This window comes from Acinetobacter tjernbergiae DSM 14971 = CIP 107465, assembly GCF_000374425.1.
Classification (GTDB): Bacteria; Pseudomonadota; Gammaproteobacteria; order Pseudomonadales; family Moraxellaceae; genus Acinetobacter; species Acinetobacter tjernbergiae.
In genome coordinates this window covers 59,732-81,517 of record NZ_KB894353.1, presented here as the reverse complement: position 1 = coordinate 81,517, position 21,786 = coordinate 59,732, and the positions used below count along the sequence as shown (strand labels likewise).

The window sequence follows — 21,786 nt, the reverse complement described above, 5'->3', positions numbered from 1 at the left end:
AGGTGGCTTTCTTTTTGAACTTAAATCATTCGTGATCGTGTTTGTGCGTATGAAAATCTTCATTTTTACGGAAGCGTAAGTAATTCTCAAACTGCTCGCAATATTCGTCAAAATTATCTTCTAACATCATTTGGAATTGTTGCAGCAGATAAGACATGACTTGCTCTTTGGCATCACGCATTTCATTGCCATCTTTAAAGTTATTGGCTGCGACCCACGTATTAAAGCGAGCTGTGCCAAATAACATCGCAGCACTCACTTGCGCACGTAAATCTTCTGGCTTCGGTTGTTGCCCTTTTTGTGGGCGGCAAAACTCATTGGCTTGTTTGATAAATTCATCCGCACGCTCAAAAAATACTGCATTTAAAGCTTCTTCTTCTGTCACATCAGTGGCATTAATTTTTTGAGACATGATTTTTCCCAACAACAAATAAGACACAATATTATAGACAAAGCCTTGTCGAAACTAAACCTTTGGCTTAATCTAAAATAGCCTAAGTAATTAGAATAATCACTATGCAAGATGCGATTGCAATTCAAAGTCTTAAAACGGATATTGCCTTACTACGCCAACATATTCATCCACCACAATATTTAGAGTATGTCGAAGGCTTGCCGATTTATTATGGTTTAAAGGACGAGGTTGATAAATATTACCGACAATGGCAACCTTTGATTGAAAGGGCACAGCAACTCTGTCAGCCCTTTATGGAGGATGGCGTGGTGGATGCCATTCATTTACCGAGCCATTTAAATCTGCCACTGTTTTTCTTTCATGTCGATCGTATTCGAATTAATAAAACACGGGCTAAAGAATCTAAGACTTTTCGTGGCGTGGCGGCTTTGCTCGAAAAATGTGGGCAATTTGAGACCGATCAGATTTTTGCGATGCAGGAATGGTTGGGGAGTGATGATACTGCGGCGTTAGTGGCACATCGTGAGTTTATTGATTTACGGACTTATGTATTTCAGCATGGGCAAACTGAGTATACACGCACCCGTTTTTATATGAATGGTATGATTTTAAGTGTTGAGCCACATTTTAAATTGGTGGATGCACGGGATAAGCCACGTAAGCAGCGTAATGATAGTTATAGTGATCCGATTGCAGATAATGGGATATGGAAGATTTTTGGGAAATATCGGTAAGATTTGATAATTTTTTGTGAAGTGTAGCTTTTCATTCCCCTCTTTTTCAAAGAGGGGTTAGGGGAGATTTATACTGATCAATATTCAGGTTTGGGGGCGATTACTACTTCCAAAAAATATCTTTAGCCGATAAATGCTGTAACTTTTTATCTGCTTTCTTTGCGACATGAGGCTGTTGTGCCTTAACCCAACCTAAAGCAAATAAAAATTGTGATTGTTCTGCTGCCTGTTTTTCAAAAATCTGCTCAGCCACAAATAGATCATTATAAAAACCTAAATATTCTTGGATTGGTTCTAGTTTATTTAGAAATTGCTGAACCTCTTTTTCAGGATAAAGCCCAGAAATAAAGTCGATGCAATAACGCAATTGCTTGATACGCTTACGAGTACGATGTTGTTGTTTAACTGTAAGTGTAGAAAACTGAGTCGCGTCCATTAAAATTTTATGAAAAAGCTTGCTCAAACTTTTAGTCACTTGTTTAGATAATTTTAATTTCGACTCATCACCACAATATATAAAACTAAATAATGATAAGAATAGCTGTGTTGTTTTAGCTGCACTGAAAAGCTTAGCGATATTGGAATCTATTTCAGCACTAAGAGGAAATTCAAAATCACAGCTTTGTTTGATTAGTGGAATCACGGAATCCTGAATCGCATCACGATCACGTGATTGTCCTAAAGCCCTAAAAAGTTCTGCCAATTCATTTTCCCAAGTTGGGTCAATCTGTGCTGACCAATTTGAAAAATGTTTTAAAGCAGAGCGTAAGCGACGTAAACCGACACGCGCTTGATGAATATGATCGGCTTCAGCGACACCATCTGCGATTGCGGCAGCATTTGGCAATATCTGGTTTAAGGTATTTTCGACGATCAATTTAACTGCTTGTTCAGCGCTAATGTCAGATTCTAAATTTAGCATTTTGGCTTTGGTCGCAGGAGAAACACATTTGCCAACCGCCAGTAAATTACCCCGTTCCGCTTTACTACGCACATCAAGCCATAATTGATATTTATCTACCCATGTCTTGGCAAAATTAATTAAGTCTTGTGCTGCACCTTGTTTGAGTTCAAATTCGACTTCACAGATTTTGGCTTGATTGGTTGGGGTACGAATTTCACCATTATCTAAACAAACTTCGATCTGTGAGCCTTCAAACTCAAACACATGGAAACTTCGTTGTACATTGGTTTGAAACTGTAATTGTAGTTCAGCAGGCGTATCACCTAAAATTTCATGTAGCACTGTTTGAACGGTTCGGTTGTGCTGATAAAGTGATAGATCGAGTTCGGGTTCTTGTTCACATTTACCCAGATAAATATCTTCTTCAATGCGTTGTAGATGGTTTTTACTGGCGGCTTTAAAGGTTTGTACCCAGTGTTCACCTTCTTGGCGTAAACGGATAGCGACATAATTTTTGGCAAGTAAGCGGTCAGCGGTATCATAATATTTGGCTTGGAGCTGAATTTTTTGCGCTTTTTGCTTATTCAGTGTTTGTAAAACCGTTTTTTTCTTAGATTCAGGAAGTTGAAATTTAAGCTCTATTTCCATGATGTTATGACTCCTGAGTGCAAAGAATGATAAATATAAAATGAGTATAACGGGTTGATCTCAAGAATGATTGTAAAGTTGTTTTAAGTCTGGATACGATGACACCTAATGACTTTATTTTGTGCAAAAAATGAATTAACGTGTGAACAATCTTGCACGATTAGGATGATCAAGAAATGAATGCACCAGCCAATATAACCAAGCCAGTGGAATTTTCATTACCGATTAAAAATTATAATGAATTCTATTATTTCTACCTGACAGAGCATCGTAGTATTACGAGCCGCCGATTGCATGTCGCAGGCAGTTCTATTGGCTTATATTTCTTTAGTAAAGCAATTCGTCAGCGCAAGGCAAAATACTTCGCTTATGGCTTAGTGTCAGGCTATGCCTGCGCTTGGGTGGGGCATTTCTTCTTTGAACACAATAAACCTGCTAGCTTTAAACAGCCATTTTATAGCTTTGTTTCTGACTGGCGGATGTTGTCAGATGTTGCGCGTGGGCGATTAAGTTTGGTTGATCGTCAATTGGATAAAATTGATTCTTAAAACATATTTTTATTTAATATGATAAACGACATTTACTGTCGCAAAGCTGCTTCGGCAGCTTTTTTATTACCAAGTGTTCAAGTAATATAAGAAAAAATAAGAGAAATCATAACAATGGAACAACTTAATCCTTCCGATTTAAAAGCAATTTTACATTCTAAGCGTGCCAATCTTTATTACCTTGAACATGCACGTGTCATGCAAAAAGATGGTCGAGTTTTATATCTCACAGAAGCCAAAAATGAAAACCAATATTGGAATATTCCAATCGCCAATACCACGGTCATTTTATTGGGTACAGGCACATCCATTACCCAAGCTGCCATGCGGATGCTCGCTAGTGCAGGGGTGTTGGTCGGTTTTACAGGTGGCGGCGGAACGCCTTTATTTATGGGGAGCGAAATTGAATGGATGATGCCACAAAGTGAATATCGCCCCACGGAGTACATGCAGGGGTGGATGAGCTTTTGGTTTGATGAGGCGAAACGTTTAGAGGTCGCAAAACAATTTCAGTTCGCGCGTATCGAATTTATCCGTAAAGTTTGGGCTAAAGATCGGGATTTACAAGCCGAAGGATTTTATCTGGATGACCAAGATATCATCCAAGCGTTAACAGGATTTGAAAAGAAAATTCCACATCAAAGCAAAGTCGGTGATTTGTTGCTTGCTGAAGCACAAATGACCAAGCAACTTTATAAAATTGCGGCAACACGTTGCAAACTCAGTTTTGAACGCAATCCTGAGCAGGGGGATTTAGCCAATGATTTTTTGAATCATGGTAATTATCTCGCCTATGGTTTAGCTGCAACCACGCTTTGGGTATTAGGCATTTCTCATTCATTTGCTGTGATGCACGGTAAAACTCGACGTGGTGCTTTGGTGTTTGATGTGGCTGATTTAATTAAGGATGCTGTAGTTTTACCTTGGGCATTTATTTGTGCCAAAGAGGGTATGAGTGAGCAAGAGTTCCGTCAACAGCTATTGCAAAAGTTTACTGAATATCGCTGTTTGGATTGGATGTTTGATCAGGTGAAGAATCAAAGTTTAAGTTATAAAAGATAAATATATTATGGATTGATATTTTTATTTGTTGGTGATATTTTGCTCTATATCGTTATTGGAGTAATTGTTATGCATCGTAAAAGTATCGTGTTTCTAATTTTATTCTCGGTTGTTCACCCTATTAGTGTTCCTATTTCTTTTCATTCGGAATTAAACATTGATCTCATACTTAAAGAGTAATTATGAATATAATGTATTCTGCTTATCACTGCATAAGTAGCTTAGAAAATAATAGATTTATCTTTGATAGATCACTTTTACTGCCGCATAGGCAGCTCAGAGGTTTGCAATCTTTAGGTTGCAAACCTCTTCTAATACTTAAAGCGGTACTAGGGGCGTTATTATGATCGTCACCTTTATCTCTCAGTGTGAAAAGAAAGCGATTCCTCGAACTCGCCGTGTACTCGATGCTTTTGCGGATCGAATTGGTGACAATACATGGCAAACAGTCATTACCGAAGATGGTTTGATTGCTGTTAAAAAATTGTTGAGAAAGACTGTTACTAAAAGTACGGCGGTCAGTTGCCACTGGATTCGTGGTCGCCGTAGAAGTGAGTTGCTGTGGGTCGTTGGAAATCGGAATAAGTTTAATACGCAGGGGATTGTGCCTGTGAATACCACGAAGAAAAAATTAGATCAAAATAAATGGGAAAATGACTGGCATTATTTACCTCTGATTAAAGCGTTGGTTGCCGTGTCCGCGTTACTTCACGATTGGGGCAAAGCAACGGTTTTATTTCAGCAGAAACTCCTCAGTAAAAATAACCAATCCAAAGGTGATCCTTTACGGCATGAATGGATTTCTTGTCTTTTGCTCAATGCATTGGTTCAATCATCGGGCGATATTGAAACTGATGAAGCATGGCTCAATTTATTTATCAGTCAAAGCTGGAATGAAGAAATACTCAAACAAACGATTGTAAAAAACTCAGACCAATCTAAAGTTTTAGATCAACTTCCACCTTTAGCACAGTTGGTTGCATGGTTGATCGTGTCACACCATCGTTTACCCAATTTAAAAAGTGAAGAAGAATATAAGAAATATGGCAGTGAAGATGTTTCATATATAAATAATTTATTTGAATTGATCAAAGCAGATTGGGGTTACCAAAATAAATTTGAGGAAAAAGAATACCAACAACGCCTTAAATTGTGCTTTGAGTTTAAACAAGGTTTGTTGACTCAGTCATCTGAATGGAACAAACAAATTAAAAAATGGTCAACACGTTTATTACAGGAGTCTCAAGCATCTCAACAGATATTTACAGATGGTAGTTGGCGAGTGATTTTACATCATGCCAGATTGTGTCTTATGTTAGGTGATCACTATTATTCATCTTGTGAGGCGGATAAAACGTGGAAAACCAGCTTATCACTCGTTGCAAATACTGACCCAAAAACGAAACAAGCTAAACAATTTTTAGATGAGCATTTAGTACGCGTTAGTGACAATGCGATGCGAGTCGCTCAATCTTTAAGTCGCTTAGCCGATGACATGGAGCCTGCTTATGATATTCAAAAATTAAAAAAGAAAAGTCCGCAAGGTTTTGAATGGCAAGATCAGGCAGTAAAAGGGATACAGCAATTTATTCAAAAAAATGAAGGGATAGAGAAACAAGGTTGGTTCATTGTCAATATGGCGAGTACGGGTAAGGGTAAAACAATTGCCAATGCTAAAATTATGCAAGCTCTATCTAAAGATGGGCAATCATTACGCTATATCTTAGCTTTAGGACTCAGAACATTAACCTTACAAACAGGTGATTCATATCGTCATGATATTGGTTTAAGCAATGATGAGCTTGCTGTTTTAATTGGTTCAAAAGTTGTTCAGGAATTACATCATCGAAGTATTCAAAATGATCAAAAAAATGAAATAAATATCGAGGAAATAGGTTCAGAGTCATTAGAAGAACTGTTAGACAATGAACTCGATTATGACGCTATGCCTCAAACAGAGTTTATGAATGCTTTATTTCCAAAGCATCAGGAACAACGAAATAAAGCTTTTTTATATAAACCTGTTTTGGCTTGTACCATCGACCATATGATGGTAGCCACTGAAACCAAACGTGGCGGGAAATATATTTTACCGAGTTTGAGGCTTTCCTCATCTGATTTAGTCATTGATGAAGTTGATGATTTTAACGGTCAGGACTTAATTGCGATTGCTCGACTGGTGCATTTGGCAGGGATGTTAGGGCGAAAAGTGATGATTTCCTCGGCAACCATTCCACCTGCATTAGCTGAGGGTTTCTTTAATGCGTATCAGCAAGGTTGGTTGTTATATTGTGCGTTTAAGAAACTTAAAAATACGAATATTGCTGCAATGTGGGTCGATGAATTTAAAACTAAAACTCAAATGATTGATTTAACTCAATCAACAGAAACAATACAGCAATATAAGAATGTACATAATCAATTTATTGAGCTTCGTACAGCTGCGTTAAGTCAGCAAATCGTAAAACATAAAGCCTATATTATAGATTGCACTGATCTTGTTGCAGAAAAAGAAGTACAACGTTTAGATCAAAGTTTGCAGTCGCAATATTTTGAACGGGTTAAGCAAAATGCAGAACAGTTGCATTTAAATCATCACAGTATTGATATTAAAACAGGCAAAAAAGTTTCTTTTGGTGTGGTACGCGTAGCGAATATTCCACCATGCGTTGCACTCACCCAATATTTATTGAATGCTGAGTGGTCACAAGGAATTGCACCTCGTGTCATGGCATATCATAGTCGCCAAGTTTTGCTATTACGTAGTGAGCAGGAGCGACATTTAGATCAGGTTTTGAAGCGCAAGGAAAAAGTAGGAGAACAGGCGGTTGCATTTTCGAATGATGTGATTCGCCAGCATTTAGATTTAACAGAGCATGAACATGTTGTTTTTATCTTAGTTGCAACACCTGTAGAGGAAGTTGGTCGGGATCATGATTTTGATTGGGCAATTGTAGAGCCATCTTCTTATCGCTCTATCATCCAGCTCGCTGGGCGTGTATTACGGCATCGGAAATTGGAACAGGATATTCAAAAAACCAATATTGCTTTAATGCAATATAACTTGAAAGGGTTACGAAAGGCGAAGGTTGCATTCGAAAAGCCAGGTTTTGAAATGAATAATGATAAATTCAAGTTAAAGACCAAAAATTTAAATGAACTTCTCGATATTTCAAATGTTGATTTTAATATTAATGCGATTCCACGTATTAAGGCAAATCAACCTTTGCAAGCCGAAAAAAAATTGGCTGATCTTGAACATGCTGTTATGGCTGATGCCTTAACCTCATATAATAAAGTTGGAGCAAAACCACTCAATGCATGGTTGACTCAAAACTGGTTTTTAACAGCTTTACCTCAGCGATTTACGCCTTTTAGACAAAGTTCACCTAATATTCAGCTTTTTGCAGTGTTGAAAAATAACAAGCTTGCATTTTGTGTAAAAAATGATCTTGGAAAATATATTGATCGTAATGGTTTTTATAATATTCATCACATTCAATTAAATGAATTAGAGCAACAGAGATTATGGTTAAATCGAAATTATTACGACATTTTGTGTCGTTTTGCTCTTGATAAAGTGAGCGAAAATGAGGATATTGATGAAAAGGTAGAAATATTATCAGAACGTTATGGGGAAATTATGTTGCCTGAGTATGATGAGAATAAAAGACTTATCTATTCAGAACAATTTGGACTTGTAGTTTTAGATAGATGATAACGGAGTAGTATATTAATGATTGAAGAAGAATATAAGAAATTTTTGATCAACCAAAAAAATGAATGGTTAAACAAGAGTTCAAATAAAGGAAAATTTTCTGAAGCTGATGAAAGATATCATCCTGAATTATGGTTTGCTAAAGCAATTAAAAATTCTAGATATGCAGTGACTACGCACTCGAGCACATTTACTCATCCCGATGCGAAATCTACTCCAATCTTGTTTTTCAAAGAGTCTTCCAATAATGGATATCTAATATCTAATAATGTAAATTTGAGTAAATTATTTGATGTGTTTGGAAATGCAGCTACAGATACTATTGTAAAAGAAACTTATTCATTTCTAACCTTGAAGCTAGCTGATGGATGTACGATTTGGCAGAAATTTGAAGAGGGAACAGATACTGCAAAATTATTTGTACAAAATCTGAATCAAGATTTTGATCAAGCATATTCTAATCTGAATAAGATTTTTGTTAATAAGAATGAAACAAGGACGACAGGATTACTTAAACAGGTTTATTATCATGTAGATAAAGCTGATTATCACTTACTTTCCTTGGTTGTATCATCACCATTGATAACTGAATTCGTTAAAAGGATTGATCAAATTAGATTTAACATATCAAATAAAGAAGCAAGGGAGTACCGAAGAAAACAACAACATTATGAGGATGGATATAGTGATCTATTTGATCTTACACAAGTAGGTTTTGGAGGGTCAAAACCGCAAAATGTCAGTGTCTTAAATAGTCAAAATGCAGGACGAGCTTATTTATTATCAACTTGTCCACCTAAATTTGAAAACCGTAATATTAAATTGCCCAGTCAAGACTTTTTTCAACAGTGTCTATATTGGAAAAGATTTGGTAGTGAATTTGAAAGCTTACAGAAATATGTCACTGGAATTAATAATCAGCATACACGTAAAAAAATTAAAAAAATTTTACGTCAAATGGTTGGAGATATTTTATTTATTGCCTTTTGTATACGTAAAAATGAAAAAGGATGGTCCCAAAAGGAGCATTATCAATCCTTAGCTCTAAAGCAAAAAATATGGCTTGACGATGCATATTTAGATGTAAGAGAAACTGAAAGTGAATGGCGAGATGAAATTGCTCGAAGAACTGCAAAATGGATTTTAGACAGCTTTGAAGACTTTTATGGTTCTAAGCTATTTGGCAGTCCTGAAATTATCGAGTTAAAAGGTATTGTATTTGAAGCACTAGATGAAGATAAGGAGTTTTTTTAATGCGTCATTTTTTATTGATTTCTCATTTAAAACTTCACAATGCCAATGCAATGAGTAGCCCATATACCATCGGATTTCCTGCAATGACAGCATGGCTCGGTGCAGTTCATGCCTTGCAACGAAAATTACAAACTAAAATGTGTGATGTGACTGTAACTAAAGTGGCAATTAGCTGTCATGAATTTCATTTGCAAACCTATAAAGGGCAGGGGGATTTTGTTCATTCGATTATAGGTACTGCAAACCCCTTAGATAAAGATGGTAGTCGTCCTGCTTTTATTGAAGAGGCTCGTTGTCATTTAGAAGCTTCACTTTTAATTGAAGTTGAAAATCTAAACATAAAAAAGAGAGAGCGACTTTTAGAACTTATTCCTGATCTCGTGTGCAGTATGAAATTTGCAAGTGGAGATGTTTTAGCAGTGAAAGATTATCAGATCATAGATTTTGATGATGAAGACGAAAATCAAGATAAAGAGTTAAGACCCATCTTAAATAAATTAATGCTTGGACACGTAATCATTGAGCGCCGTGATCTTGTTATAGAAAGTATGAATGAGGGTAAAGATGCACTAGATGCAGTTTTAGATTATTTGAAGGTCACACATAGTTCGAGTCTCGATGATGATGGCAAAGTGACATGGACATCAAAGCGTAAAGCTCAAGGTTGGCTTGTACCTATTGCTGTTGGTTTTCAGGGAGTTTCCGAATTAGGGCAAGCAAAAAATCAACGTGATGCCAATACCCCACATCGATTTGCTGAAAGCGTTTTAACGTTAGGTGAATTTGTGATGCCGTATCGTATAGAGCATATTGATCAACTGTTATGGAAATATTATGTTGATTTAGAAAATAATTTATACCTTTGTCAAAACCAAACAACAACTTAATTTTATATTGAAAAAAGGAAAAACTCATGGCTAAAAATGAAAAAGCAATTGCAAGTGTACTGGCATTTGAAAAGAAACTTGTTCCATCTGATGGTTATTTTTACGGAACAACTTGGATTAATCGTAATGAACAAACAGCATTAAAATTGATTCCAAAATCTGTACGAGGAACGATTTCAAACCGTTTAAAACCTGCCGTTGCAGGTGACCCAATAAAACTGAATGCCGAGGTTGAAAAAGCCAATTTACAAACTGTAGATGCATGTGCTTTAGGAGAAAATCAGGACACCTTAAAAGTTTCATTTACGTTGAAAGTACTCGGTGGAGTTGAAAACCCATCTGCTTGTAATAACGAAATATTTTTAAATTCTTATCAAGCTGTAGCAAAAAACTACATCGAACAATATGGTTTTACTGAGCTTGCTAAACGCTACGCACTCAATATCGCCAATGCTCGGTTTCTATGGCGCAACCGTGTTGGAGCTGAAAAAGTAGAAGTTGTTGTTACAATTAATGATCAACCAGCGGTCACTTTTAATGCTTTGCAATATCCATTGCATGACTTTGATCAGATTGATGAGAAAGTACAAAATTTAGCAAACCAAATTGCACAGGCTTTAAAAGGTGAAACAGCTTATTTGTTAATTAAAGTTGAAGCTTATGCTTTAGTTGGTAAAGCGCAAGAAGTCTATCCAAGTGAAGAATTGGTACTGGATAAAGGAAAAGGCAATAAGAGCAAAATTCTTTATCAAGTGAATGATGTTGCTGCAATGCATTCTCAAAAAATCGGTAATGCACTGCGTACGATTGATACTTGGTATCCTGAATTTGATGATAAAAAAACAGCAATTGCGATAGAACCATATGGTGCGGTTACAAATCTTGGAAAAGCGTATAGAACACCGAAAGATAAAGTTGATTTTTTTAATTTATTTGATAAGTACGCTTTAGGTGAGTCATTGGCTAATACTGAACAAGAACATTATGTGATGGCAGTTTTAATTCGTGGTGGAGTATTTGGTCAAAGTGGAAAGGAGTAATCAATGGATTATTACCAAGAAATTACTTTGATTGATCAAGCTGAGATTTCACCTTATTTCCTTTGGTCAAAAATCTATATGCAGTTACATTTTGCTTTAGTGAAAATGAAAGATCAGTACAATCAAGTGCCAATAGGAATTTCTTTTCCTGATTATGTGTATGAAACGCAGGAAAATAAAAGATCTAAAGTTGGTTTAGGTGGGAAACTACGTATTTTTGCTATATCTGAAATAGATTTACAAAAACTAGATATCCGAAAATGGCTAGATCGTTTATTAGATTACACACATATCACGAGTGTACGTCCTGTCCCTGAAAATAGAATTACAGGCTATGCCATTTATAGGCGTAAACAGGTGAAAACTAATCCACAGCGTTTGGCTCGTCACCGTGTGAAGCGTGATGATATTGGTTTTGATGAAGCATTGGCTCGTTATAGTAATGTTGTAACAACAACGGATTTACCTTATATCCAATTGCAAAGTTTAAGCACTTCTGATGAACAAGATAAGAGACGGTTTAAGTTGTTCATTGAAAAGAAATCTGCTGAAAAATCTGAAACTCAGGTTTTTAGTACTTATGGTTTAAGTTCACAGAGTTCTGTACCCGAATTTTAACCCAATATTTTTATACTCTTTAACAGCTTAATAAAATCAATAAGTTATAAACGTGGGTTGAAACTTGGGTCTTTTACTAGATTTAAAGCTTAACTCACTGTTATAGCTTTATTTTTTGTGTTAATATTACAGTTCACTGCCATGTAGGCAGCTTAGAAAGTAAAACACGCGGCTGGACAAAAGAAAGTGATGTTCACTGCCATGTAGGCAGCTTAGAAATATCAATGTAGGGCTAAAATTCGCATCAAAATGTTCACTGCCATGTAGGCAGCTTAGAAAACCATATCCGCCGCCAGTGCTTTGATTGCCTTGTTCACTGCCATGTAGGCAGCTTAGAAATGACCAAGATAAGCTGACTTTTGGCGGCACATGTTCACTGCCATGTAGGCAGCTTAGAAAAAGTGATTAGGTTGTCAAGTTCAAAAGAAACAGTTCACTGCCATGTAGGCAGCTTAGAAAAATCCGCCGCCTGCTTGAATCGTTCTAATGCCGTTCACTGCCATGTAGGCAGCTTAGAAAATTTTCAGGTTTTAACTCGTGGTGGTATTGATGTTCACTGCCATGTAGGCAGCTTAGAAATATGAGTGATAAGAATGGTCGTGGTGGTGTGTGTTCACTGCCATGTAGGCAGCTTAGAAATTGAAGCTTTAATTTCTCAGCATCTTGACAATGTTCACTGCCATGTAGGCAGCTTAGAAAATTGCAGAATATTCAAATTTCTACCTTGAAGCGTTCACTGCCATGTAGGCAGCTTAGAAATCAAAATGCGTGACGACATGGTGAAAGCAAATGTTCACTGCCATGTAGGCAGCTTAGAAATGATCAATCCGAAGTTTTTCCGCTTCATAGTCGTTCACTGCCATGTAGGCAGCTTAGAAAACGTATAAAGTATATCTCTTCAACAGAATATGGTTCACTGCCATGTAGGCAGCTTAGAAACGATGGGCTTCTCGTTCAATACCAACGCCGTAGTTCACTGCCATGTAGGCAGCTTAGAAACTTGAGCGCTTGCTCTAACTCGTCAGCGCATTGTTCACTGCCATGTAGGCAGCTTAGAAAGCCAAGAGTACGAAGCAAGCTTTGAAACTTATGTTCACTGCCATGTAGGCAGCTTAGAAAAAAATTATGCAAGGGCATAACGTTTATGGCACGTTCACTGCCATGTAGGCAGCTTAGAAATGTTAAGACTGAGCTTGTTGAATTAACAAGCGGTTCACTGCCATGTAGGCAGCTTAGAAATGATCGTAGACCGCTTCTAAAACTGAATAGCCGTTCACTGCCATGTAGGCAGCTTAGAAATATAAGCAGCCATACGGCAAAGCATTACTTACGTTCACTGCCATGTAGGCAGCTTAGAAATAACCACCAAAGTTATTGGCTGTTGCTATGGAGTTCACTGCCATGTAGGCAGCTTAGAAAACTACGCTCACGTACAGAGTACGAAAGGATACGTTCACTGCCATGTAGGCAGCTTAGAAAAGAATCGTCAGAAACAACACCACGACCAACGCGTTCACTGCCATGTAGGCAGCTTAGAAAGTTCGCTGACCAATACGTTGTATGTGGTCAGGGTTCACTGCCATGTAGGCAGCTTAGAAATGAGAAATAAGGAACTGTATTTATCCAAGTGAGTTCACTGCCATGTAGGCAGCTTAGAAATGCACCAAACGAGCACCCAACTCTTTCATCTGGTTCACTGCCATGTAGGCAGCTTAGAAAACCCGTTTCTGGGTCAGGTTCATTTTCTTTGAGTTCACTGCCATGTAGGCAGCTTAGAAAAGTCGTCATCCGTGAGCATGATGCTCGTGTCTGTTCACTGCCATGTAGGCAGCTTAGAAAAAGCTTGAGAACGGCGCGTTACTCCCGATCCGGTTCACTGCCATGTAGGCAGCTTAGAAACACAAGGCGAACCAAAGCTTCTGAGCAATCTGGTTCACTGCCATGTAGGCAGCTTAGAAAATGAATTTAATCGATGGGCTTAAATTAAAAACGTTCACTGCCATGTAGGCAGCTTAGAAATGAACTACCCGACTCTTTAAGCTCTCGCATTAGTTCACTGCCATGTAGGCAGCTTAGAAATTGCGCATTACATTGATAGTGCAGATTTCCAAGTTCACTGCCATGTAGGCAGCTTAGAAAAAGCCGCTATTGCAGCCAAATTTAATTTAGATGTTCACTGCCATGTAGGCAGCTTAGAAAAACCATATCGTCAACTAAGTAGCCACCAGTTAGTTCACTGCCATGTAGGCAGCTTAGAAAAACATAAAGACTCGATTCTAAAAGGCAATCAAGTTCACTGCCATGTAGGCAGCTTAGAAACAAGAATGTTAGGGGCGTTTTAACGACATGATGTTCACTGCCATGTAGGCAGCTTAGAAATTAATACATGACCACCAACTCGCTGAATACCAGTTCACTGCCATGTAGGCAGCTTAGAAAGTACTGTTCAAGCCATTGATGAGCTGAACGCTGTTCACTGCCATGTAGGCAGCTTAGAAAAAGAAAAAATTGCAGTACCTGCTGACATGATTGTTCACTGCCATGTAGGCAGCTTAGAAAAAGCCTCTGAAAGCTTACACATTGGCATGGATGTTCACTGCCATGTAGGCAGCTTAGAAATCCAAAGATTGCCTCATAGTCTGCGATGGCTTGTTCACTGCCATGTAGGCAGCTTAGAAAAATTGAAATGAAGATGAATCCACAGGGATTTGGTTCACTGCCATGTAGGCAGCTTAGAAATATTTTTCCATTAAAAATTAACTGCGTATCATGTTCACTGCCATGTAGGCAGCTTAGAAAATGAACTTCACCTATATGTGAAGCTAAAGCACGTTCACTGCCATGTAGGCAGCTTAGAAAAATCAAAAAAGCAATGCGCTCATGTGACCAATGTTCACTGCCATGTAGGCAGCTTAGAAATACACGGATGCACAAGTTTAGCAAGTTTCATGCGTTCACTGCCATGTAGGCAGCTTAGAAATCATAAGACATTTCATTTTCTAATTGCACTTTCGTTCACTGCCATGTAGGCAGCTTAGAAAATCTGAGTCAACCATGTATTCACCACCTGAAGGTTCACTGCCATGTAGGCAGCTTAGAAATGATGGGATTGATGATCTGACTGTTTTGACCGGTTCACTGCCATGTAGGCAGCTTAGAAAAGTTTCCGAAAACTGATCCGCAGCCCAAGCAAGTTCACTGCCATGTAGGCAGCTTAGAAATTAGCAAACGACCAATTCAAGCCAAATTTTTGGTTCACTGCCATGTAGGCAGCTTAGAAATATTCAGATAATTTGCTAGGGCCACAACAACCGTTCACTGCCATGTAGGCAGCTTAGAAACACCAGAACTAAGCCAAGCACCCATGTCAACAGTTCACTGCCATGTAGGCAGCTTAGAAAATGCAATAACTTCTTGATCTCGATTGAATGTAGTTCACTGCCATGTAGGCAGCTTAGAAATTTGTAAAGTGGTCTACAAGTGAAATCTCATTGTTCACTGCCATGTAGGCAGCTTAGAAAATCAAGCAGGGGCAATCTTTGTACAAGGTATAGTTCACTGCCATGTAGGCAGCTTAGAAAAAATAAAGAGGATGCAGAAGCATTACTTGATGGTTCACTGCCATGTAGGCAGCTTAGAAAAAACAAGATCACCACGCCCTTTCTTGTCAAAAGTTCACTGCCATGTAGGCAGCTTAGAAACAATACTTAAGCCGTCTTGAGTCTTTGTTAGTGTTCACTGCCATGTAGGCAGCTTAGAAATTGCTGCCAAAGTCTTTTTAATGTATATGCTTGTTCACTGCCATGTAGGCAGCTTAGAAATGAACTTGTCAATTGCAATTTAAGATTTATTTGTTCACTGCCATGTAGGCAGCTTAGAAAATTGGAAATATCAGCAAGAATTTGCTGTGCTTGTTCACTGCCATGTAGGCAGCTTAGAAAACTGTAAATGCTGCTGTTGCAAATGCAGGAAAGTTCACTGCCATGTAGGCAGCTTAGAAAATATACGGGTTATCACTTAGAAGAAGGTGGTAGTTCACTGCCATGTAGGCAGCTTAGAAAAATTCAGCGTTTCAGCATAAACAAGGTAGAACGTTCACTGCCATGTAGGCAGCTTAGAAAAAATCCAATAAAGCACCAACACACTTAAAGCCGTTCACTGCCATGTAGGCAGCTTAGAAATTCACAGGGTCGTTGCGATGCTTGTATAAATAGTTCACTGCCATGTAGGCAGCTTAGAAAAATAATTCATCCAACCTTGAGCCGTTGCTGGTGTTCACTGCCATGTAGGCAGCTTAGAAAGCCCCGAAAGGGGCTTTTTAATGCCTGTAGTTGTTCACTGCCATGTAGGCAGCTTAGAAAATTGATTATCTAAAAACAGTTGATGCTTGTGAGTTCACTGCCATGTAGGCAGCTTAGAAAAACCTGAATCAAAACTTAATGCAGCCATTTTAGTTCACTGCCATGTAGGCAGCTTAGAAAGATGGGTAATTTTGGTAACGCTATGCCACAAGGTTCACTGCCATGTAGGCAGCTTAGAAATTGGCTACACCGTTTAAAGCTTCGGTATAACCGTTCACTGCCATGTAGGCAGCTTAGAAAAATAGTGATTTACAGACGGCGGACAAGTTGCAGTTCACTGCCATGTAGGCAGCTTAGAAATTCATGATATGTTCGTGAATGCAAAACGTTATGTTCACTGCCATGTAGGCAGCTTAGAAAAGGTGTTTGTACTCGGCGTGTCATAAAAAGCCGTTCACTGCCATGTAGGCAGCTTAGAAATGAGCGTCAGCAGTCTTTTTCATCAAATTTCAGTTCACTGCCATGTAGGCAGCTTAGAAAGTCTGTAAATCACTATTGGGTAGCAAGCGGCAGTTCACTGCCATGTAGGCAGCTTAGAAAAAAGTGACAAGCTGTACCAGCGTACGCAATTGGTTCACTGCCATGTAGGCAGCTTAGAAATGATATTCGACTGAGCTGCTAAACATCTCAGAGTTCACTGCCATGTAGGCAGCTTAGAAATTTGTAAAGTGGTCTACTTTACCTAGTAAACCGTTCACTGCCATGTAGGCAGCTTAGAAAAGTAGTTCATCCAGCCCTGTGCTGTTGTTGATGTTCACTGCCATGTAGGCAGCTTAGAAACAAAATGCTGCACTTACTTTAAACAGCGTTTAGTTCACTGCCATGTAGGCAGCTTAGAAAGCTGTATTGGGTCGGACGTGTGAACTGGTGATGTTCACTGCCATGTAGGCAGCTTAGAAAAGCAAGCAAACCAGTTGCACCACCAATGGAAAGTTCACTGCCATGTAGGCAGCTTAGAAAAATATGAGGGTGAAGTATCTGGTTGTTGTCCAGTTCACTGCCATGTAGGCAGCTTAGAAAAAAACAAGTTGAATCGGTTGTGAGCATTAGTGGTTCACTGCCATGTAGGCAGCTTAGAAAGCTTGTATAAATCTGTATAAGAAATTTGGCTTGTTCACTGCCATGTAGGCAGCTTAGAAAAGATGGTGAGAACACATCTAAACAATACAAGCGTTCACTGCCATGTAGGCAGCTTAGAAAACATCATCATTTTGAATTTCATTGGCACGAGAGTTCACTGCCATGTAGGCAGCTTAGAAAAATTCAAAGTTTAAAGCTTGGCTGAATAATTCGTTCACTGCCATGTAGGCAGCTTAGAAATAAGTGTAAATAACTTTGTTTTTTAACCATTAGTTCACTGCCATGTAGGCAGCTTAGAAATAGCACACTAGTCTATTAGTGTCAATCAGTATGTTCACTGCCATGTAGGCAGCTTAGAAATCGATAAACTTTGGGATAACTTCATTTCTAAAGTTCACTGCCATGTAGGCAGCTTAGAAAAGTATATTCAACTAGTAGTTTAGGGTCTGCTAGTTCACTGCCATGTAGGCAGCTTAGAAACTTTAGCTATCTTTAAAATTCACCTTAAATTTATTCACTGCCATGTAGGCAGCTTAGAAATTTTGGATGCCTTTCTAATTCCCCTATTAAGAGTTCACTGCCATGTAGGCAGCTTAGAAAACTATAAACGGCTATTGTCTATCTAGTGGTGCGTTCACTGCCATGTAGGCAGCTTAGAAAATATTAAGCCCCTACAAAATAACTATTGATTTGTTCACTGCCATGTAGGCAGCTTAGAAAATGGTAGTTATCAGCGTTTCTACGCTTATATTGTTCACTGCCATGTAGGCAGCTTAGAAAATTAAAAACCTTGAAAATCCCCCCATAACGTTGTTCACTGCCATGTAGGCAGCTTAGAAATAGCTGGATAAATACAACATCAGGCGCAACAAGTTCACTGCCATGTAGGCAGCTTAGAAATTTACCCGTATTAAAGAAAATGCGCTGCTTCAGTTCACTGCCATGTAGGCAGCTTAGAAAACTTGGTTAAAGCAGGAAAGCAAAGTTGGTTAGTTCACTGCCATGTAGGCAGCTTAGAAAATTTGGTTTGTTGATGACATGGGGCTATAAATGTTCACTGCCATGTAGGCAGCTTAGAAAGCCACTTCAAAACCTAAATTGCTCATAATCAGGTTCACTGCCATGTAGGCAGCTTAGAAAAGACGAACGTGATTTTATCTTTTTTCATCTATGTTCACTGCCATGTAGGCAGCTTAGAAAACTATAAACGGCTATTGTCTATCTAGTGGTGCGTTCACTGCCATGTAGGCAGCTTAGAAATTAGAAATCCTTGTGAACCGTGCCTGACCTAGGTTCACTGCCATGTAGGCAGCTTAGAAACAAAGGATGCAGCAGATCGCGCTGCATCGAATGTTCACTGCCATGTAGGCAGCTTAGAAATGACAGATATTTAATCCTTACCCCTTGATGCAGTTCACTGCCATGTAGGCAGCTTAGAAAACTCGAAACATAGTAATAAAATCGAAGTCAAGGTTCACTGCCATGTAGGCAGCTTAGAAATTGCCACGCCTTAAGGCATCTAAAAACTCAGGGTTCACTGCCATGTAGGCAGCTTAGAAAAACGCATACCGAGCAAGCACTGCGGTTGTGAAGTTCACTGCCATGTAGGCAGCTTAGAAAGGATGGATATTTTGATCGTGGCATGATCATGTGTTCACTGCCATGTAGGCAGCTTAGAAATGACTTCGATAGAACAAAAAACAACTACAAGGGTTCACTGCCATGTAGGCAGCTTAGAAAAATCATCAAAATTCAAACCGCAAAACCGATCAGTTCACTGCCATGTAGGCAGCTTAGAAAACCAACGGAAGATAAGACATTTCAACATGCGTGTTCACTGCCATGTAGGCAGCTTAGAAATTTTTGCATAACATCAAGATCAAGCTTGTCTTGTTCACTGCCATGTAGGCAGCTTAGAAAGATTGCAGGAGCAATATATGGGCCAACATAAGGTTCACTGCCATGTAGGCAGCTTAGAAAAGCCTTGTGACTCAAAAAAAGCCCTTGCACCCTGTTCACTGCCATGTAGGCAGCTTAGAAAATCTGGAACTTCTACTGCATCTGACAGTTCATGTTCACTGCCATGTAGGCAGCTTAGAAATCAAGAAGCTAAGATTGAAGTTCTAGAAGTTGGTTCACTGCCATGTAGGCAGCTTAGAAAAACCACCCACTTTAAATCCAGCTCATCTTGCTGTTCACTGCCATGTAGGCAGCTTAGAAATATTGAAACAGGCTCGTGCAGTAAATGCACAGGTTCACTGCCATGTAGGCAGCTTAGAAAAGAAGAACAGGTTCAAGCTGCACAACCTGTTCGTTCACTGCCATGTAGGCAGCTTAGAAAACGACCATTTCCAACGAGTACCGCTACAGCATGTTCACTGCCATGTAGGCAGCTTAGAAATAAATTGCTCATAATCAGCTCTCTTATAGTTCGTTCACTGCCATGTAGGCAGCTTAGAAAAGCTGGCAAAGCAACTGTACCAGTTGTTACTGGTTCACTGCCATGTAGGCAGCTTAGAAAGAACAAGCATTACCATCAACCGCCACTTCAAAGTTCACTGCCATGTAGGCAGCTTAGAAAAGCACCTTGACGCCCCACGGCACTATCAATTTGTTCACTGCCATGTAGGCAGCTTAGAAATGATGCAGATGACTTGCTTTGTCGCAACCTCAGTTCACTGCCATGTAGGCAGCTTAGAAATTTGTAACCAGTTGCCGAAGCTGCACCTTGTTGTTCACTGCCATGTAGGCAGCTTAGAAAAAGTTGTTTTGCCTGTGCCGATCGCTCCAGTAGTTCACTGCCATGTAGGCAGCTTAGAAAAAAAAACAAAAGTAATGCAAATTCACACTACTGTTCACTGCCATGTAGGCAGCTTAGAAATGTTAGTGGACAAACTTCAACCATGATTTAATGTTCACTGCCATGTAGGCAGCTTAGAAACAAGACAAATCATTTGCAAGACATCACCTTTCAGTTCACTGCCATGTAGGCAGCTTAGAAAAAGAATTAAAGATAGCGGGTGATCAAGGTTTAGTTCACTGCCATGTAGGCAGCTTAGAAATTGAAATTAATTGGCATAAATGCAGGGTGAATGTTCACTGCCATGTAGGCAGCTTAGAAAAGTCACATTACGAAGTGAATACCAGATAGCACGTTCACTGCCATGTAGGCAGCTTAGAAAAGAAGGCATAGATGGTGAGTTGGCAAAAGGAAGTTCACTGCCATGTAGGCAGCTTAGAAATGACAAAGCCCGCGACCAATCACTTGTATAATGTTCACTGCCATGTAGGCAGCTTAGAAAGATTGGCGCATTTACACCTGAACCTATTATTCGTTCACTGCCATGTAGGCAGCTTAGAAAGAAAAAAGAATCTTGAGAAAGGCGAGGTTTGTGTTCACTGCCATGTAGGCAGCTTAGAAATGTGGAATCTAAGGTTAATTGAGCACTTGGAAGTTCACTGCCATGTAGGCAGCTTAGAAATTCATATCTTACAAAACAAGCTTTAGACGCAAGTTCACTGCCATGTAGGCAGCTTAGAAAGTGTCGATATTGCATTTGATGACTTTGAATCAGTTCACTGCCATGTAGGCAGCTTAGAAAAAATGCAGTAGACGCATGAATCTCATCAAAGAGTTCACTGCCATGTAGGCAGCTTAGAAAATCCAAATTGTTTAACACAGTCATTTATTTTTGTTCACTGCCATGTAGGCAGCTTAGAAAATAACAACATTCCTTTTAAAAATGATTTGATTGTTCACTGCCATGTAGGCAGCTTAGAAAATAGCATTCGACCTCAATTTGTGCAATCACGCGTTCACTGCCATGTAGGCAGCTTAGAAACATGTGACCGCTTTCCAAACGGCTTAATTATTGTTCACTGCCATGTAGGCAGCTTAGAAAAATAAAATTGATATAGATGGACGTATTGTTTCGTTCACTGCCATGTAGGCAGCTTAGAAAATAAAACTGTTGTACCAGGCAAAACCAATGTTGTTCACTGCCATGTAGGCAGCTTAGAAAGCCCGAAGGTGGCATTGGCTGGATCTACTTGTGTTCACTGCCATGTAGGCAGCTTAGAAATTATAACGATCGCGAGCTTGGAGAGGGTGCAAGTTCACTGCCATGTAGGCAGCTTAGAAAGTTCGCTGACCAATACGTTGTATGTGGTCAGGGTTCACTGCCATGTAGGCAGCTTAGAAAAATTTCAAGCGAATCAGACCAAGTTAAACCATGTTCACTGCCATGTAGGCAGCTTAGAAAACAAACAAAAATCTGAATTGGCTTACCTGTATGTTCACTGCCATGTAGGCAGCTTAGAAATCAGAATGCAACAATGCAAGCTGGATTCCCACGTTCACTGCCATGTAGGCAGCTTAGAAAAGACTCTACAGCACATGGTTTATTCCAAGTATGTTCACTGCCATGTAGGCAGCTTAGAAAATAAGCAATAGGACTGCTTAAGCTATCTTGTAATTCACTGCCATATAGGCAGCTTATAAAGTTTAAATTAAATAT

10 protein-coding genes and 1 CRISPR repeat array are annotated in these 21,786 nt (G+C 39.0%); of the genes, 8 read left to right on the top strand and 2 right to left on the bottom strand.

The features are described 5' to 3' along the window. Positions 1-25 precede the first annotated feature (25 nt). Positions 26-412, bottom strand: coding sequence for a DUF3144 domain-containing protein (locus C502_RS0100305; protein WP_018676862.1), 387 nt, complete (start codon positions 410-412; stop codon positions 26-28). 104 nt (positions 413-516) lie between these two features. Between C502_RS0100305 and C502_RS0100300 the strand changes: the two genes are divergently transcribed. After that, positions 517-1,149, top strand: a complete 633-nt coding sequence (locus C502_RS0100300; RefSeq protein WP_018676861.1) for a hypothetical protein — start codon at positions 517-519, stop codon at positions 1,147-1,149. Between the two features lie 103 nt (positions 1,150-1,252). Here C502_RS0100300 and C502_RS0100295 read toward each other — a convergent pair whose 3' ends face one another. Further along, entirely contained in the window at positions 1,253-2,701 is a 1,449-nt protein-coding gene (locus C502_RS0100295) for a CYTH and CHAD domain-containing protein (protein ID WP_018676860.1), read from the bottom strand. A gap of 176 nt (positions 2,702-2,877) precedes the next feature. On the opposite strand from C502_RS0100295, the gene C502_RS0100290 reads away from it, so the two are divergent. The 7 genes from C502_RS0100290 to cas6f all read left to right on the top strand — a co-directional run bounded on the left by C502_RS0100290 (position 2,878) and on the right by cas6f (position 11,828). Beyond that, positions 2,878-3,249, top strand: coding sequence for a DUF962 domain-containing protein (locus C502_RS0100290; protein ID WP_018676859.1), 372 nt, complete (start codon positions 2,878-2,880; stop codon positions 3,247-3,249). 114 nt (positions 3,250-3,363) lie between these two features. Continuing rightward, complete coding sequence (cas1f, locus tag C502_RS0100285) at positions 3,364-4,311, top strand: type I-F CRISPR-associated endonuclease Cas1f (RefSeq protein WP_018676858.1); 948 nt, start codon at positions 3,364-3,366, stop codon at positions 4,309-4,311. A gap of 343 nt (positions 4,312-4,654) precedes the next feature. Beyond that, positions 4,655-8,029 carry a type I-F CRISPR-associated helicase Cas3f gene (gene cas3f, locus C502_RS0100280; protein WP_018676857.1) on the top strand — a complete coding sequence of 1,125 codons (3,375 nt, stop codon included), beginning with the start codon at positions 4,655-4,657 and terminating at the stop codon, positions 8,027-8,029. Between the two features lie 18 nt (positions 8,030-8,047). Further along, positions 8,048-9,283: a type I-F CRISPR-associated protein Csy1 gene (gene csy1, locus C502_RS0100275; protein ID WP_018676856.1), complete on the top strand. Its 1,236-nt coding sequence runs from the start codon at positions 8,048-8,050 to the stop codon at positions 9,281-9,283. Further along, positions 9,283-10,170 (top strand): type I-F CRISPR-associated protein Csy2, encoded by an 888-nt coding sequence (csy2, locus tag C502_RS0100270; protein ID WP_018676855.1) that lies wholly within the window; start codon positions 9,283-9,285, stop codon positions 10,168-10,170. The genes csy1 and csy2 overlap by 1 nt, the downstream gene beginning before the upstream one ends. 26 nt (positions 10,171-10,196) lie before the next feature. Then, positions 10,197-11,210: a type I-F CRISPR-associated protein Csy3 gene (csy3, locus tag C502_RS0100265; protein WP_018676854.1), complete on the top strand. Its 1,014-nt coding sequence runs from the start codon at positions 10,197-10,199 to the stop codon at positions 11,208-11,210. Positions 11,211-11,213: 3 nt separating this feature from the next. Next, positions 11,214-11,828, top strand: a complete 615-nt coding sequence (cas6f, locus tag C502_RS0100260; RefSeq protein WP_018676853.1) for a type I-F CRISPR-associated endoribonuclease Cas6/Csy4 — start codon at positions 11,214-11,216, stop codon at positions 11,826-11,828. Positions 11,829-11,959: 131 nt separating this feature from the next. Then, a CRISPR array of direct repeats spans positions 11,960-21,771; the repeat unit is 28 nt; unit sequence GTTCACTGCCATGTAGGCAGCTTAGAAA. Between the last annotated feature and the right edge of the window lie 15 nt (positions 21,772-21,786).

Coding starts and splice junctions, on each gene's coding strand:
- C502_RS0100300 (WP_018676861.1), top strand. CDS start 517: ATGCAAGATGCGATTGCAATTCAAAGTCTTAAAACGGATATTGCCTTA.
- C502_RS0100295 (WP_018676860.1), bottom strand. CDS start 2,701: ATGGAAATAGAGCTTAAATTTCAACTTCCTGAATCTAAGAAAAAAACG.
- csy2 (WP_018676855.1), top strand. CDS start 9,283: ATGCGTCATTTTTTATTGATTTCTCATTTAAAACTTCACAATGCCAAT.
- cas3f (WP_018676857.1), top strand. CDS start 4,655: ATGATCGTCACCTTTATCTCTCAGTGTGAAAAGAAAGCGATTCCTCGA.
- cas6f (WP_018676853.1), top strand. CDS start 11,214: ATGGATTATTACCAAGAAATTACTTTGATTGATCAAGCTGAGATTTCA.
- cas1f (WP_018676858.1), top strand. CDS start 3,364: ATGGAACAACTTAATCCTTCCGATTTAAAAGCAATTTTACATTCTAAG.
- C502_RS0100290 (WP_018676859.1), top strand. CDS start 2,878: ATGAATGCACCAGCCAATATAACCAAGCCAGTGGAATTTTCATTACCG.
- csy3 (WP_018676854.1), top strand. CDS start 10,197: ATGGCTAAAAATGAAAAAGCAATTGCAAGTGTACTGGCATTTGAAAAG.
- csy1 (WP_018676856.1), top strand. CDS start 8,048: ATGATTGAAGAAGAATATAAGAAATTTTTGATCAACCAAAAAAATGAA.
- C502_RS0100305 (WP_018676862.1), bottom strand. CDS start 412: ATGTCTCAAAAAATTAATGCCACTGATGTGACAGAAGAAGAAGCTTTA.